Annotated in this window: 13 protein-coding genes and 1 tRNA gene; 10 read left to right on the top strand and 4 right to left on the bottom strand. The window is 71.0% G+C overall.

Annotated features, from left to right (window positions below; genetic code table 11):
* Positions 1-368: 368 nt before the first annotated feature.
* The 6 genes from BKI49_RS10995 (at position 369) to BKI49_RS10970 (ending at position 5,014) form a co-directional block, all read left to right on the top strand.
* Positions 369-797, top strand: coding sequence for a DUF3052 domain-containing protein (locus BKI49_RS10995; RefSeq protein ID WP_095934041.1), 429 nt, complete (start codon positions 369-371; stop codon positions 795-797).
* A 251-nt stretch (positions 798-1,048) separates the two neighbouring features.
* Positions 1,049-1,507 (top strand): peroxiredoxin, encoded by a 459-nt coding sequence (locus tag BKI49_RS10990; protein WP_095934040.1) that lies wholly within the window; start codon positions 1,049-1,051, stop codon positions 1,505-1,507.
* A 114-nt stretch (positions 1,508-1,621) separates the two neighbouring features.
* Positions 1,622-2,197 (top strand): TerD family protein, encoded by a 576-nt coding sequence (locus BKI49_RS10985; protein WP_028800924.1) that lies wholly within the window; start codon positions 1,622-1,624, stop codon positions 2,195-2,197.
* A 100-nt stretch (positions 2,198-2,297) separates the two neighbouring features.
* Positions 2,298-2,873 carry a TerD family protein gene (locus tag BKI49_RS10980; RefSeq protein ID WP_028800923.1) on the top strand — a complete coding sequence of 192 codons (576 nt, stop codon included), beginning with the start codon at positions 2,298-2,300 and terminating at the stop codon, positions 2,871-2,873.
* A gap of 107 nt (positions 2,874-2,980) precedes the next feature.
* The gene (locus BKI49_RS10975) at positions 2,981-4,129 is read left to right on the top strand and encodes a DUF475 domain-containing protein (protein ID WP_095934039.1); all 1,149 of its coding nucleotides are present in this window, start codon (positions 2,981-2,983) and stop codon (positions 4,127-4,129) included.
* Between the two features lie 147 nt (positions 4,130-4,276).
* Positions 4,277-5,014, top strand: coding sequence for a TerD family protein (locus tag BKI49_RS10970; protein WP_095934038.1), 738 nt, complete (start codon positions 4,277-4,279; stop codon positions 5,012-5,014).
* 53 nt (positions 5,015-5,067) lie between these two features.
* On the opposite strand, the gene BKI49_RS10965 is transcribed toward BKI49_RS10970, so the two are convergent.
* Positions 5,068-5,955: a TerD family protein gene (locus BKI49_RS10965; RefSeq protein WP_095934037.1), complete on the bottom strand. Its 888-nt coding sequence runs from the start codon at positions 5,953-5,955 to the stop codon at positions 5,068-5,070.
* A 180-nt stretch (positions 5,956-6,135) separates the two neighbouring features.
* Between BKI49_RS10965 and BKI49_RS10960 the strand changes: the two genes are divergently transcribed.
* Genes BKI49_RS10960 through BKI49_RS10950 form a run of 3 tightly spaced genes read left to right on the top strand, consistent with a single transcriptional unit; the run spans position 6,136 to position 10,627 of the window.
* Positions 6,136-7,305: an HpcH/HpaI aldolase/citrate lyase family protein gene (locus tag BKI49_RS10960; RefSeq protein WP_095934036.1), complete on the top strand. Its 1,170-nt coding sequence runs from the start codon at positions 6,136-6,138 to the stop codon at positions 7,303-7,305.
* Positions 7,306-7,349: 44 nt separating this feature from the next.
* A complete protein-coding gene (locus BKI49_RS10955) occupies positions 7,350-9,800 on the top strand; it encodes a phosphoribosyltransferase (protein WP_095934136.1) in 2,451 nt (816 codons plus the stop codon).
* Positions 9,800-10,627 (top strand): HAD family hydrolase, encoded by an 828-nt coding sequence (locus tag BKI49_RS10950; protein ID WP_095934035.1) that lies wholly within the window; start codon positions 9,800-9,802, stop codon positions 10,625-10,627. Before BKI49_RS10955 ends, BKI49_RS10950 begins: the two co-directional genes overlap by 1 nt.
* 105 nt (positions 10,628-10,732) lie before the next feature.
* Here BKI49_RS10950 and BKI49_RS10945 read toward each other — a convergent pair whose 3' ends face one another.
* From BKI49_RS10945 to BKI49_RS10935, 3 genes are all read right to left on the bottom strand, one after another.
* Positions 10,733-10,954 carry an FmdB family zinc ribbon protein gene (locus BKI49_RS10945; protein WP_095934135.1) on the bottom strand — a complete coding sequence of 74 codons (222 nt, stop codon included), beginning with the start codon at positions 10,952-10,954 and terminating at the stop codon, positions 10,733-10,735.
* Positions 10,955-11,449: 495 nt separating this feature from the next.
* Positions 11,450-12,859, bottom strand: a complete 1,410-nt coding sequence (locus BKI49_RS10940; RefSeq protein ID WP_095934034.1) for a coiled-coil domain-containing protein — start codon at positions 12,857-12,859, stop codon at positions 11,450-11,452.
* A gap of 75 nt (positions 12,860-12,934) precedes the next feature.
* Entirely contained in the window at positions 12,935-13,711 is a 777-nt protein-coding gene (locus BKI49_RS10935) for a DUF4097 family beta strand repeat-containing protein (protein ID WP_095934033.1), read from the bottom strand.
* A 219-nt stretch (positions 13,712-13,930) separates the two neighbouring features.
* On the opposite strand from BKI49_RS10935, the gene BKI49_RS10930 reads away from it, so the two are divergent.
* Positions 13,931-14,005: transfer RNA gene (locus BKI49_RS10930), tRNA-Val, on the top strand.
* Positions 14,006-14,085: the final 80 nt, after the last annotated feature.

Genomic DNA, 14,085 nt, shown 5'->3' with positions numbered 1-14,085 from the left:
AAGGGGTAACCGCCACGTTCGTCGAGATCGGCGGGACGTGCCCGGCCAAAACGTAACGATACGCTCACTCCATGACGCGTTCCGCAAAGTCGTTCGGCACTCGTACGTCCGCAGGGTTCCGAAACTCGTAAAAGGGGCAGAAGGGTGTGGTGTGTGTCACGCGGTGTACTCGTGGCGGGCCGTGGGTTGCGTCGACAGCGCCGGGATCGTCACCGTTTCGGCGGTCTCGACGGCCGGGTACTTGCGCGATCCGCCCGGCCCGTGTGGACTACGGCCAACGCTTCGCGCACGCGCGTGGCTGAGACTTCCCCGAGTTCTTGACGAGCCGGGGGAGGCCCTAATTCCGAAACATGATCAGGAGGCAAGCCGTGAGCGCGACCGCGGACCACGCGGAGGAGCGGACCAACCCGGCCGCCAGGCTGGGGTTCGAGCCCGGACAGGTGGTCCAGGAGATCGGCTTCGACGACGACGTTGACCACGAGCTCCGTGAAGGCATCGAATCGCTGATCGGCCAGGATCTGGTCGACGAGGACTACGACGACGTCGCCGACGTCGTGCTGCTGTGGTTCCGGGACGAGGACGGCGATCTCACGGACGCACTGGTGGACGCCATCGGTCTCCTTGAGGACGGCGGCATGATCTGGCTGCTGACCCCGAAGACCGGCCGGGACGGATACGTCGAACCCAGCGACATCAGCGATGCGGCGCAGACCGCCGGCCTCTCCCAGACGAAGAGCATCTCCGTGGCCAAGGAATGGTCGGGCACCCGCCTGGCCACGCCCAAGTCCAAGCGCTGAGATCCCGCTCCGCCTTCCGCAGAGCACCGCGTCAGGCCCCCGCCGGACAGACCCGGCGGGGGCCTCACGCATGCCCCGGAACGGCGGCCGGGCCGCCGTCGCCGGCCGGGCGCAGGCCCCGCCCCGGCCCCGCCGAGGGGCCGCCCGGGTGGCCTCGGAAGTCGCGCGGCCCGCCCGCACAGGGTCGTGAGCGGCTCCCTGCGTAGGGTGGTCGTCACCCGAACAGACCCTCGGAAGGGAAGCGAGTGACCATGGCGATCGAGGTCGGCAGCAAGGCCCCGGACTTCGAGCTCAAGGACAACCACGGCGCCACCGTGCGCCTGTCCGACTTCCGCGGCGAGAAGAACGTGGTGCTGCTCTTCTACCCGTTCGCCTTCACCGGCGTGTGCACCGGCGAGCTGTGCTCCCTGCGCGACAACCTGCCGCAGTTCACGGACCGGGAGACCCAGCTGCTCGCCGTCTCCAACGACTCCATCCACACCCTGCGCGTCTTCGCCGACCAGGAGGGCCTGGAGTACCCCCTGCTCTCCGACTTCTGGCCGCACGGCAACACTTCGCGCGCGTACGGCGTCTTCGACGAGGACAAGGGCTGCGCGCTGCGCGGCACGTTCATCATCGACAAGGAGGGTGTGGTCCGCTGGACCGTCGTCAACGGCCTGCCGGACGCGCGTGACCTGAACGAGTACGTCAAGGCGCTCGACACCCTCTGATTTGTTCGGTTCCAGGCCCTGCGGGGTCCGGGAACCCGTCACTAGGATCGACACGTTGATCCGATACCAACGCACTTCGGGGCTCCCCGCCCCTGGACACCATTGGGAGGACTCGTGGGAGTCAGCCTCAGCAAGGGCGGCAACGTATCGCTGTCGAAGGAGGCCCCGGGACTGACCGCGGTCATCGTCGGTCTGGGGTGGGACGTCCGCACCACCACCGGCACGGACTTCGACCTCGACGCCAGCGCGCTGCTGACGAACGACCAGGGCAAGGTCGCCAACGACCAGAACTTCGTGTTCTTCAACAACCTCAAGAGCCCTGACGGCTCGGTGGAGCACACCGGTGACAACCTCACCGGTGAGGGCGAGGGCGACGACGAGCAGATCAAGGTCAATCTCGCCGCCGTTCCCGCCGACGTCCAGAAGATCGTCTTCCCGGTCTCGATCTACGACGCGGAGAACCGCCAGCAGTCCTTCGGCCAGGTGCGCAACGCGTTCATCCGCGTGGTGAACCAGGCGGGCGGCGCGGAGATCGCGCGCTACGACCTCTCCGAGGACGCCTCCACGGAGACCGCGATGGTCTTCGGCGAGCTCTACCGCAACGGCGCCGAGTGGAAGTTCCGCGCCATCGGCCAGGGCTACGCCTCGGGCCTGCGCGGCATCGCGCAGGACTTCGGCGTCAACGTCTGAGCCGTACAGCCTTCGGCTCCGAGGTCCGGCACCGCACCCTTGCGTGCGGTGCCGGACCTGCTGCACAACTGAAAGACAGACCTCGGGGAGGACCAGCATCATGGGCGTCACGCTCGCCAAGGGGGGCAATGTCTCCCTCTCGAAGGCCGCACCGAACCTCACGCAGGTGATGATCGGGCTCGGCTGGGACGCGCGCTCCACCACCGGAGCCGATTTCGACCTCGACGCCAGCGCGCTGCTGTGCAACGGCGGCCGGGTGCTCGGTGACGAGTGGTTCATCTTCTACAACCAGCTCAAGAGCCCGGACGGCTCCGTGGAGCACACCGGCGACAATCTGACGGGTGAGGGCGAGGGTGACGACGAGTCGATCCTGGTCGACCTCTCCAAGGTGCCGGCCACCGTCGACAAGATCGTCTTCCCGGTCTCGATCCATGACGCGGACAACCGTGGCCAGACCTTCGGCCAGGTCAGCAACGCCTTCATCCGCGTCGTCAACCAGGCCGACGGCCAGGAGCTCGCCCGCTACGACCTGAGCGAGGACGCCTCGACGGAGACCGCGATGATCTTCGGCGAGGTCTACCGCTACAACAACGAGTGGAAGTTCCGCGCGGTCGGTCAGGGGTACGCGTCGGGCCTGCGGGGCATCGCCCTGGACTTCGGGGTCAATGTTTCCTAGGCCCACCCACCTCAGCCGGAGCGGCGGCCCTTTAGACTTCGTGGTCAACGTTAGGTAAAGCCGAGTACGGCGCGGGGGAGACCCGTACATACACGATTGGGTAGCCAGTGCTTCTGAAAACCTTCGGCTGGTCGTTCGCGATTACCGCGCTCGGTCTGGTCGCAGCGGCGTTCTACGGGGGGTGGACCGCCTTCGGGATCGTGGCGATCCTGGCCGTCCTCGAGATCTCGCTGTCCTTCGACAACGCGGTGGTCAACGCCGGAATCCTGAAGAAGATGAATGCCTTCTGGCAGAAGATCTTCCTCACGATCGGCGTGCTGATCGCCGTCTTCGGTATGCGACTGGTCTTCCCCGTCGTCATCGTCGCCATCAGCGCCAAGATCGGCCCGATCGAGGCCGTCGACCTGGCGCTCAACAACAAGGACCACTACCAGGAGCTCGTGACCGACGCCCACCCGGCGATCGCGGCCTTCGGTGGCATGTTCCTGCTGATGATCTTCCTCGACTTCATCTTCGAGGACCGGGACATCCAGTGGCTGCGCTGGATCGAGCGCCCGCTCGCCAAGCTCGGCAAGGTCGACATGCTGTCGGTCTGCATCGCGCTGGTCGTCCTGCTGATCACCGCGTTCACCTTCGCCACGCACGCCCACCAGCACGGCGGCGCGCACGTCGACAAGGCGCAGACGGTGCTGATCTCCGGTATCGCCGGCCTGATCACGTACATGGTCGTCGGCGGACTCTCCGGCTACTTCGAGGACAAGCTCGAAGAGGAGGAGGAGCGCGAACACGAGGAAGAGGAGGAGGCCGAGCGGACCGGGAAGAAGAAGCCGGCCATCGTCCTCGCCGGACAGGCCGCGTTCTTCATGTTCCTCTACCTGGAGGTCCTGGACGCGTCGTTCTCCTTCGACGGTGTCATCGGCGCCTTCGCCATCACCAACGACATCGTGCTGATGGCGCTCGGCCTGGGCATCGGCGCCATGTACGTCCGTTCGCTCACCGTCTACCTGGTCCGCCAGGGCACCCTCGACGACTACGTCTACCTGGAGCACGGCGCGCACTACGCGATCGGCGCCCTCGCCGTGATCCTCATGGTCACCATCCAGTACGAGATCAACGAGGTCATCACCGGCCTCGTCGGTGTCGTCCTGATCGCCTGGTCCTTCTGGTCCTCCGTGCGCCGCAACAAGGCGCTCGCCGCGGCCGAGGGAAAAGGCGAGACCTCGGACGAGAAGGCTGAGATCTCTTCCGGGGTGTGACGCCCCGGCCGGACCCGGCGTGTGACACCCCGGCACGATCGGGGGTGTGACACCCCTCCGGTCGAGGAACGCTCTGTAGCGGGGCGGCCGACGAGGAACAGTCCTCGCGGCCGCCCCGCCGCACTTTCGAGGAACCTGGGGGGCCAAATGGGTATCTGGCAGGACCTGTGGCGCGGACGCTCGGCGGACTTCGACTCCGGCAGCGCCGCCACCAATTCCATAGAACTGACCAAGCGCAACCACACCGTCTCGCTCACCAAGCAGGGCGCGGCCACCGGCAACCTGCGCATCAACCTGTCCTGGCGGATGCGCACCTCCGACATCGGCGGCCCGCAGCGCGGCAGCGTGCTGCGCCATCCCTTCCGCACCCTCAAGCCGGAAGTGGTCCAGGCGCACACCCAGAGCATGGTCAACGTCGACCTCGACCTGGGCGTCATGTACGAGCTGACGGACGGCACCAAGGGCGTGGTCCAGCCGCTCGGCAGCTTCTTCGGCGAACTCAACGTCCCGCCCTACGTGAAGCTCAGCGGCGACGACCGCTTCGGCTCGGCGTCGGGCGAGACGGCCTACGTCAACCTCGACCACCGTGACGACATCAAGCGGCTGCTGGTCTTCGTCTACATCTACGACCAGACCCCCGCCTTCGACCGCACCCACGCCATCATCACGCTCTACCCGAGCAACGGACCGCGCATCGAGATCGGCCTGGAGGAGCGCCATCCGCAGGCCCGTTCCTGCGCGGTCGTGATGATCGAGAGCAACAAGGGCGAGGTGACCGTGCGCCGCGAGGTCAAGTTCGTCTACGGCTTCCAGGCCGAGCTCGACCGTCTCTACGGCTGGGGCCTCCAGTGGGGCCGCGGCTACAAGTCGAAGGTCGAGCGCTGACGCCCCGGGTCCTGTCCGGCCGTCCCCGCCTGCCCGGAATCCGCAGGCAGGCCCTAACGCCCGAGGAACTGCGGCCCCTGCGGAGGCAGCCTGAAGTCCGGGTCGGGCAGCGTGCCCACCGGCTGCGGGAAGCCGTACGCGGGCTGGGTCGCCGGAGCGGTCTGCGGCTGCGGATAGCCGTAGGCCGGCTGGGCGGCCGGAGCGGTCTGCGGCTGCGGATAGCCGTAAGCCGGCTGAGCGGTGGGCGCGGCGGCCGGCTGCGGATAGCCGTACGAGGGCTGCTGCGGCACCGGAGCGGGCTGCTCGGGAGGCAGCGGCACCGAGGTCTCGGGAGCGGACACGGGCGCCGACCAGGCGGCGTCGGGACCGGATCCGGTCACGGCCGCCGCCGCGGCCTCCGTCTCGTCCACGGAGATGCCGAAGTCCGTCGCGAGCCCGACCAGACCGTTGGAATAGCCCTCACCGAGCGCCCGGAACTTCCAGCCGTCACCGCGCCGGTACAGCTCACCGCAGATCAGCGCGGTCTCCGCACCGGTCTCCGGCTTGATGTCGAAGTACGCCAGCGGTTCACCGTCCGCGACGGTGGCGTCGTACAGCACGATGCGCAGATCACGTACGCGGTCGAAGGTGACGTCGTCCGCCGACGCGACCAGCAGAATCTGTCCGACACCGGACTCGACACCCGCCAGATCCGTCTGGATCGTGTCGGTCAGGCCCTCGGTGACGCGTTTCTTGCCGAGCCGCCACACCTTGCCGGAGGGATGGCGGGGCTGGTTGTAGAAGACGAAGTCCTCGTCGGATCGCACACGACCGTCGGGGCCGAGGAGCAGCGCCGAGGCATCCACATCGGGTACGTCCTGCCCGGGCGTCCAGCGGAGCACGGCGCGCACCGCTGTGGCGTCCAGCGGGACGTTCGACCCCTTCAGCATCGCGTGCGTCATGCGGTCATCCTGCCCTCTCGGTCCTGGTCACGACAACGTGGGGTCTCCCCGGAACCGGTGGGTGCCGGACACGGCCGGGTTACCTGAACTTCATGCTCGGTGGGAACCTCTGACATGGATCCATACGTACTATTACCGGCCAGATCACGTAGGGCCGCCTAGTCGCCACGGGGGAGTTTCATGCGTCATTTCGGTCACATCGCCCCGGAAGAGCGGCAACGCCTCTTCCACCAGGAGCCGAGCGTCTTCACCGCCGACTCCCCGGCCCGCGTCCTGGCCACGGCCCTCGGAGCCACGCTGTACAGCCCGGCGACCAGGCCCCGGCTGGCCGACGACATCGTCAAGCAGGCCGAACGCGGTGTGGTCTCCATGGTGCTGTGCCTGGAGGACTCCATCGACGACGCGGAGGTCGCCGGCGCCGAGGAGAACCTCGTCAGGCAGTTCGCCGACCTCGCAGGCCGCGCCGATGCGGGCGAGCTCCCGCTGCTCTTCGTCCGGGTCCGCTTCCCCGAGCAGATCCCCGACCTCGTCCGGCGCCTCGGCCCCTCCGTCCGGCTGCTGTCCGGGTTCGTCATGCCCAAGTTCACCGAGGAACGCGGCATGCCCTTCCTGGAGGCCCTCACCGGCGCCGAGACCGCGAGCGGACGCCGGCTGTTCGCCATGCCCGTGCTGGAATCGCCCGAGCTGCTCTACCGGGAATCGCGCGTGGAGACCCTGGAGGGCATATCCCGCGCCGTCGACAAGTACCGCGACCGCGTGCTCGCCCTGCGCCTCGGCGTGACCGACTTCTGCTCCTCGTACGGGCTTCGCCGCGCCCCCGACATGACGGCCTACGACGTGCAGGTCGTCGCCTCCGTGATCGCCGACGTGGTGAACATGCTGGGACGGGCCGACGGCACCGGCTTCACGGTGACCGGACCGGTCTGGGAGTACTTCCGCGTCCAGGAGCGCATGTTCAAGCCGCAGCTGCGCCGCAGCCCCTTCCTGGAGGGCCAGGCGGAGGAACTGCGCGAGGCACTGATCGAGCACGCCATGGACGGACTCCTCCGCGAGATCGCCCTCGACCAGGCCAACGGCCTGCAGGGCAAGACCTGCATCCACCCCTCGCACGTCCTGCCCGTGCACGCACTGTCCGTAGTCAGTCACGAGGAGTTCAGCGACGCCCAGGACATCCTCAGGCCCGAGCGAGGCGGCGGGGGTGTACTTCGGTCGGCGTACACGAACAAGATGAATGAAGTGAAGCCGCACCGCGCCTGGGCGGAGCGCACGCTGCTGCGCGCCGAGGTCTTCGGCGTCGCGAACGAGGACATCGGCTTCGTGGAGCTGCTCGCCGCCGGACTCCCCGAGTGAGCCGGCCCGGCCGGGCCCCGCGGAACACGATCGACAAGGAATCGATGAACAGCGCTGTGAACGACGTCGTGTGGACGGGTACGTGGGTCGCCGAGCGACTCGGCGTCGAACTCGTCGGGGACGAGCGGCTCGGCGAGCTGCTGGGGCTGGCCCTGCGCCGCAACCCCAAGCGCGCCCACCTCCTCGTGTCCAACGTCCTCGGCAAGCACGTACCGCAGTCGCCGTCCGTGGTGTATGGCCACGGGTTCGCGCTCGGCCGCCGGGTCCGCGACCTGCTGGGCGCCGAGGACGCCCGCGCCGCCGTCGTCGTCGGATACGCGGAGACGGCCACCGGGCTCGGCCACTCCGTCGCGGACGGCCTGGGCCTCGCGCCCTACCTGCACTCCACCCGCCGCCCCGTCGCGGGCGTCGCCACGGCGGGCGGTTTCGAGGAGTCCCACTCGCACGCCACCTCGCACCTCCTCCTGCCCGAGGACCCCGCCCTGCTGGCCGGCAGCGGCCCCCTGGTCCTCGTCGACGACGAGTTCTCCACGGGCAACACCGTCCTCAACACCGTCCGCGCCCTGCACGAGCGCTACCCCCGCGAGCGGTACGTCGTCGTGGCCCTCGTCGACATGCGCTCCGCCGCCGACCTGGGCCGCCTGGAGGAGCTCGCCGCGGAGATCGGGGCGCGCGTCGACCTGGTGTCCGCGGCCTCGGGCACCGTACGGCTCCCCGAGGGCGTCCTGGAGAAGGGCCAGGCCCTCGTCGCCGCCCACGAGCCGGCGCCACCCGCCCCGGCCGCGCACGGCGGCACCGCGAAGGCTGTCCGGGTCGAGCTGGGCTGGCCCCGCGGCGTCCCCGACGGCGGACGGCACGGATTCACGCCCGGCCAGCGAATACGCCTGGAGGGCGCCCTGCCCGCCATGGCCGCGCGGCTCGCCGACGCCCTCCCCGACGGCGCGCGCCGGGTGCTCGTGCTCGGCTTCGAGGAGCTGATGTACGCGCCGCTCAGACTGGCACGCGAGCTGGAACAGGCCGTGACCGCCGAGGTGCGGTACTCCACGACCACCCGGTCCCCGGTCCTCGCCCTCGACGACCCCGGCTACGCCATCCGCAGCCGCATCGTCTTCCCCGCCCACGACGACCCCGACGACGGCCCCGGCGAGCGCTACGCCTACAACGTCGCGGGCGCCGGCTTCGACGCCGTCGTCGCCGTCGTCGACTCCGTCGCCGACACCCCGGAGCTGCACGCCCCCGACGGCCTGCTGGCCCGGCTCGCGGAGCACACACCGAGCGTCCTGCTCGCCGTCGTCCCCTCGTACGTCCCCGCTCGGACGCCGACCGAAAGGCCCTCCATGCTCCCCGAGCCCCTCCGCGGCCCCGCCTTCTCCTCGTACGCGCCGGACGAGGTCGGCTGGCTGCTCCAGGACCTCTCGGACGTCGGCCTGGAGGCGCCGACCGAGGAGCGCGAGGAGGCGATCCAGAGCGGCGGCGCCCACTACGCGGAGTCGCTGCCGGTCGAGTACCAGCCGAACGCCCAGTACCAGGAGCTGTTCCACACGGCCCTCGCCGACTCCGCCGCCCGCCTCGCCCAGGCCGTCGGCGCCGTCACCGAGATCGTCCTCGCCGAACGGTCCCCGCGACCGGTGCTGGTGTCCCTGGCCCGCGCCGGCACGCCCGTCGGCGTCCTGATGCGCCGCTGGGCGGAACACCGCCACGACCTCGACCTGCCGCACTACGCCGTATCGATCGTCCGCGGACGCGGCATCGACGCCAACGCGCTGCGCTGGCTGGCCGCCCACCACGACCCGGCCGACGTCGTCTTCGTCGACGGCTGGACCGGCAAGGGTGCCATCACCCGCGAACTCGCCGACGCCATCGAGGAGTTCGAGGCCTCCGACGGCATCACCGGCTTCGACCCGGAGATCGCGGTCCTCGCCGACCCCGGCTCCTGCGTCCGCACGTACGGCACCCGCGAGGACTTCCTCATCCCCTCCGCCTGCCTCAACTCGACCGTCTCGGGCCTGATCTCGCGCACCGTGCTCCGCTCCGACCTGGTCGGCGAACACGACTTCCACGGCGCGAAGTTCTACCGCGAGCTCGCCGGCTCCGACGTCTCCGCCGACTTCCTGGACGCCGTCGCGGCCCGCTTCGACGACGTCGCCGACGCGGCCTGCGCCCAGGCCAAGGAACTCCTCGCCGCCGACCGCACCCCCACCTGGGAGGGCTGGGCGGCGGTCGAGCGGATCAGCGAGGAGTACGGCATCCACGACGTGAACCTGGTCAAGCCGGGCGTCGGCGAGACCACCCGCGTCCTGCTGCGACGCGTCCCCTGGAAGATCCTCGCCCGGACCGGAGCGGGCGCCGACCTCGACCACGTACGCCTGCTCGCCGAGCAGCGCGGCGTGCCCGTCGAGGAGGTCGACGAACTCCCCTACACCTGCGTGGGGTTGATCCACCCGCAGTACACCAGGGGCGCGACGGGCGCCGACGGCAAGGCGGTGACCGCCTGATGTCCGCGCCCAAGGTGCTCGTCGCCAGCGACCTCGACCGCACGCTGATCTACTCCTCCGCGGCCCTCGCGCTCACCATGCCCGACGCGCGGGCGCCCCGGCTGCTCTGCGTCGAGGTGCACGAGAGCAAGCCCCTGTCGTACATGACGGAGGCGGCGGCCGGACTGCTCACCGGGCTCGGCGACACGGCGCACTTCGTGCCCACCACGACCCGCACCCGCAAGCAGTACCAGCGCATCAACCTGCCGGGGCCCGCGCCGACGTACGCGATCTGTGCCAACGGCGGGCACCTGCTCGTCGACGGGGTGTCGGACCCTGACTGGCACGCGCAGGTGACGGCGCGGCTCGCCTCGGAGTGCGCGCCGCTGGCCGAGGTGCGCGCACACCTGGAGGCCACCGCGGACCCCGCCTGGGTGCGCAAGCACCGGGTCGCCGAGGACCTGTTCGTCTATCTCGTGGTGGAGCGCGAACTGCTTCCCGAGGAATGGGTGAAGGACCTCGCCGTGTGGGCGGAGGGCCGCGGCTGGACGGTGTCGTTGCAGGGCCGCAAGATCTACGCGGTGCCGAAGCCGCTCACCAAGAGCGCCGCCGTGCGGGAGATCGCCCGCCGCACCGGCGCCGAGCTCACCCTCGCCGCCGGGGACTCCCTCCTCGACGCCGACCTCCTGCTCGCCGCCGACCGCGGCTGGCGCCCCGGCCACGGCGAACTCGCCGACGCGGACTGGACGGCGGCCGCGATCACCGCACTCCCGGAACGGGGAGTACTGGCGGGGGAGCGCATCCTGCGGGAGTTCCTACGCGCCAGCGACGGCGGCGGGCGGGGCTGACCTCTCGTTTCGCTCACCGGGGCGGCGCGCGGCTCGCTGTGCGCGGTCCCGGGAGCGCAGCCGTCGCGTACCGCCGGTCCCCGGGAAACCCCTCGGACCGGTGGGTCAGCCGCAGCAGCCCCCGCCGCAGCAACCGCCGCCGCCGCCGCGCGGCGCAGGGGCCGGTGCGGACGACGACCCGCCCGTGGCGACGGCGACCGTCGACAGGAGCTTCACCGTGTCGTCGTGCCCGGCGGGGCAGGCCGCGGGGGCGGAGGACTCCGCCATCGGGCGGCTGAGTTCGAAGGTGTCGCCGCAGGTCCGGCAGCGGTACTCGTAGCGAGGCATGCGCACAGGTTAGCCCGGGACGGGCGGGCGCGCGGAGTCTCTGCGCCCGCACCGTCGCGGATCGGTTCACCTCGTGAGAGCGGCGCTGCGGCCGGGCGGCAGCGCCGGGGGGAGCCGGCCGCAGGTACCTCACGGCCTCCGCCCCGCGGCGGAGGGCACACACCGGCACCCGCCGGGGGTCGGCCGACCTGTGCCGCTGTGGAGGGATGACCCACCTGTGGAGGGGCTGCCGACACCGGCCGGGGCACCCCCCGCCCCACACACGCCGCCAGGGGACTGCCGCCCCCTCCGGGGCACCGCCGACCCCGGCCGGGGCATGGCGCACCAGGCCGGGACCCCGTCGATCAGGCGCCCGCGCCGCGTTCCTCGCGGATCTGGGAGACCACCCGCGCCACCGTCTGCCGCACGGCCTCACACCGCCAGGGCACTGCCGACCCCTCCGGGGCACCGCCGCCCCCGGCCGGGGCACGGCGCACCAGGCCGGGACCCCGTCGATCAGGCGCCCGCGCCGCGTTCCTCGCGGATCTGGGAGACCACCCGCGCCACCGTCTGCCGCACGGCCTCCGTCTCCGTCAGGAAGTGCCAGTAGTCGGGGTGGCGGCCCTCCAGCGTGGCGACGGCACGGTCCAGCCGGGCGACCGAGTCGTCGAGCGGGCGGGCGTGCCTCGGATCGGGCGTGCTGCGGCCCGCCATGGCGAGCCGCTGGGCGTCACGGATGGCGAAGCGCGTGCGGTCGATCTCCTGCTGCGGGTCCTTGGCGACCGCGTTCAGCCGTTGCAGCCGGTCACCGGCCGCGGACACGGCCTCGTCCGTGTTGTTCAGCAGCGCACGCACCGTGGACAGCAGCGAGGTGGCGTCCGGCCAGCGCTGCTCGTCCCGCGCGGCCCGCGCCTCCTTCAGCTTGAGCTCCGCCTGCCGCACGCTCTCCGCGGCCTGCTCCGGTACGTGCTGGAGGTCCTGCCAGCAGGCGGCCGAGAAGCGGCGCCTGAGCTCGCTCAGCACCGGCTCCACCTGCCCGGACCGCGTGGTCAGCGCCTGCGCGCGGGTCCGCAGCGAGACGAGTCGGTGGTCGATCTCGGCGGCCCGCTCGGGCAGCCGCTCCGCCTCCGCGCGTACCGCCCCCGCCTCCCGCGAGACCCGTTCGGCCCGCTCCAGCGTCTCGGGCACGCCGTGCCGTCCGGCCCCCTGGTTGAGCTTGGTCAGTTCGGGTCCGAGAGCGGCGAGCCGGGCGGCGAGGTCGTCGGCCCGGAGCCCCGAGCCCCGTACACCGTCCAGCGCGTTCGACGCGGCGAGCAGGGCCTGCCGGGCCCGCTCGACGGCCGGGGCCAGCCGGGCGAGCTGGGTCTCGGCCTTGCCGAGCAGCGGACCGAGCCCCTGCTCGAAGCGCTCCAGGTCGGACTTGACCCGGCCCAGCTCGTCCTTGGCGGCGGTCAGCTCCGTGCGGGCCCGTACGGCGGCCGAGGCCTCCAGGTCGTCCCGGTCGAGGTCGTGGGCGTCCACGGCGGTGATGTAGCGGTGGCTGGCCTCGTCGATCCGCCGGCCCAGCGCCTCGAAGTCGTCGACCGCGCGGCGCGCGGCGGGGGAGTCGTCGACGGCCGTGATGGTCTCGATGGAGATGCGCAGATCGCGCTGGGCGGTGTCGAGTTCGTAGAACGCGGCGGCGGCGGCGTCCTTGGCGGCCTGCGCCTCGGCCCGCTGGCTCTCGGCACGTCCGCCGAACCACCGCCGGGTACCGCCGCCCGCGAAGGCGGCGGGCAGCGCGAGAACGGCCAGCAGAGGAAGGGCGATCAGGGCGAGGGTGTCGTGGGCGGGCCGACGACGGGTCCGGGCCGGCGCCGGTGGGCGGTGTGCCGACCGTGAGCATGGCTCGAACGGCGAGTACGGCTGCGCAGGTGTCGCCGTCACATCCCTCTCCCGTGCTGTCATCCGCCTTGCCCGGCTGTCATTCTCCCACCGGTTGAAGACGAACACACGGGCCGGTCAGTTCGCGGTTCGCACCGTGATCTTTCCGTCGCCGGTGTGGGCGGTGACGACGTGGGAGCTGCTGTCGGCACGGGGCACGGACACCCGTACCGATCCGTCGCCGCTCCCGGTGTTCACCCGGTACGTCGCCCTGGGCAGCGCGATCGAGACGGAGCCGTCCTGGCTGCGGGACTCCACCAGGTCCGGTACGGCGGCGAGTTCGAGCCGCACCGAGCCGTCCTGGGTGCGGGCCCGCACCTGCCGCGAGCCGACGCCGAGCGCGTGGATCGAGCCGTCGGCGCTGCGCAGGTCCAGCGGCCCCGAGGAGTCGGACACCTGGACCGAACCGTCCGACGTACGAATGGTCAGCGGCTCCTCGAAGCCGCGCGCCGTCACCCGCCCGTCCCCGTCGTCGACGGTGACCGCGACGCCGCGCGGCACCACGATCCGGTGCCGGGCCGAGCAGTCGGCGACCACGCCCGAGCACTTCATCCGCAGCACCAGCCGGTCGTCGTCCTTCATCGCCCAGGTGACCTCGGGGTCGCCGCCGACGACGACGTGACCCTGGAACCACCGGGTGACCTCGACCCGGCCGGCCTCCGCGGAGTCCGAGACCACGAGGTCGAGCGCGGAGTCGTCCGAGTCGACGGTCAGGGTCCGGCCGTGCAGGTCGAACGCGCGGTGCTCGGGCTCCTTGTCGTCCCCGGCGGACGCGCCACAGGCGGTGGCGGTCGCGACGAGGGCCGCCACGACCCCGGTGACGGCGGCCACGCGGACGGCGACGGATCGGGCCATGGTGATCTCCCCCTGAGAAGAACGGCGACACGCGCCGGGCCTCTCGGGACGTATCTCCGACGCCCTTCGACCGTACGGACCGGGCCCGTCCCGGGGGCATCCGGACGGCTCCCGAATCCGAGGTGGGGATAACCCCCCGCCCGCCTTGCGCCTCCGGCGCCGCCCCGATACGGGTTTGCGGGGCACGCCCTCCGGCAATGTAGGCTGTCGACTCGTCCTGGGCGCGTAGCTCAGCGGTAGAGCGCCGCCCTTACAAGGCGGATGTCGGCGGTTCGAAACCGTCCGCGCCCACCAGTTCCAGGACACGAGAAAGGCCCAGGTCCGCGGGTGGGAGTCCGTGAGCCTGGGCCTTGATCATTCTCGGCCGCTCGGAG

The organism is Streptomyces sp. Tue6028, assembly GCF_002300165.1.
Taxonomy (GTDB): Bacteria; Actinomycetota; Actinomycetes; order Streptomycetales; family Streptomycetaceae; genus Streptomyces; species Streptomyces siamensis.
The sequence above is the reverse complement of the archived record's forward strand: the minus strand, read 5'-3'. Positions and strand labels throughout refer to the sequence as shown.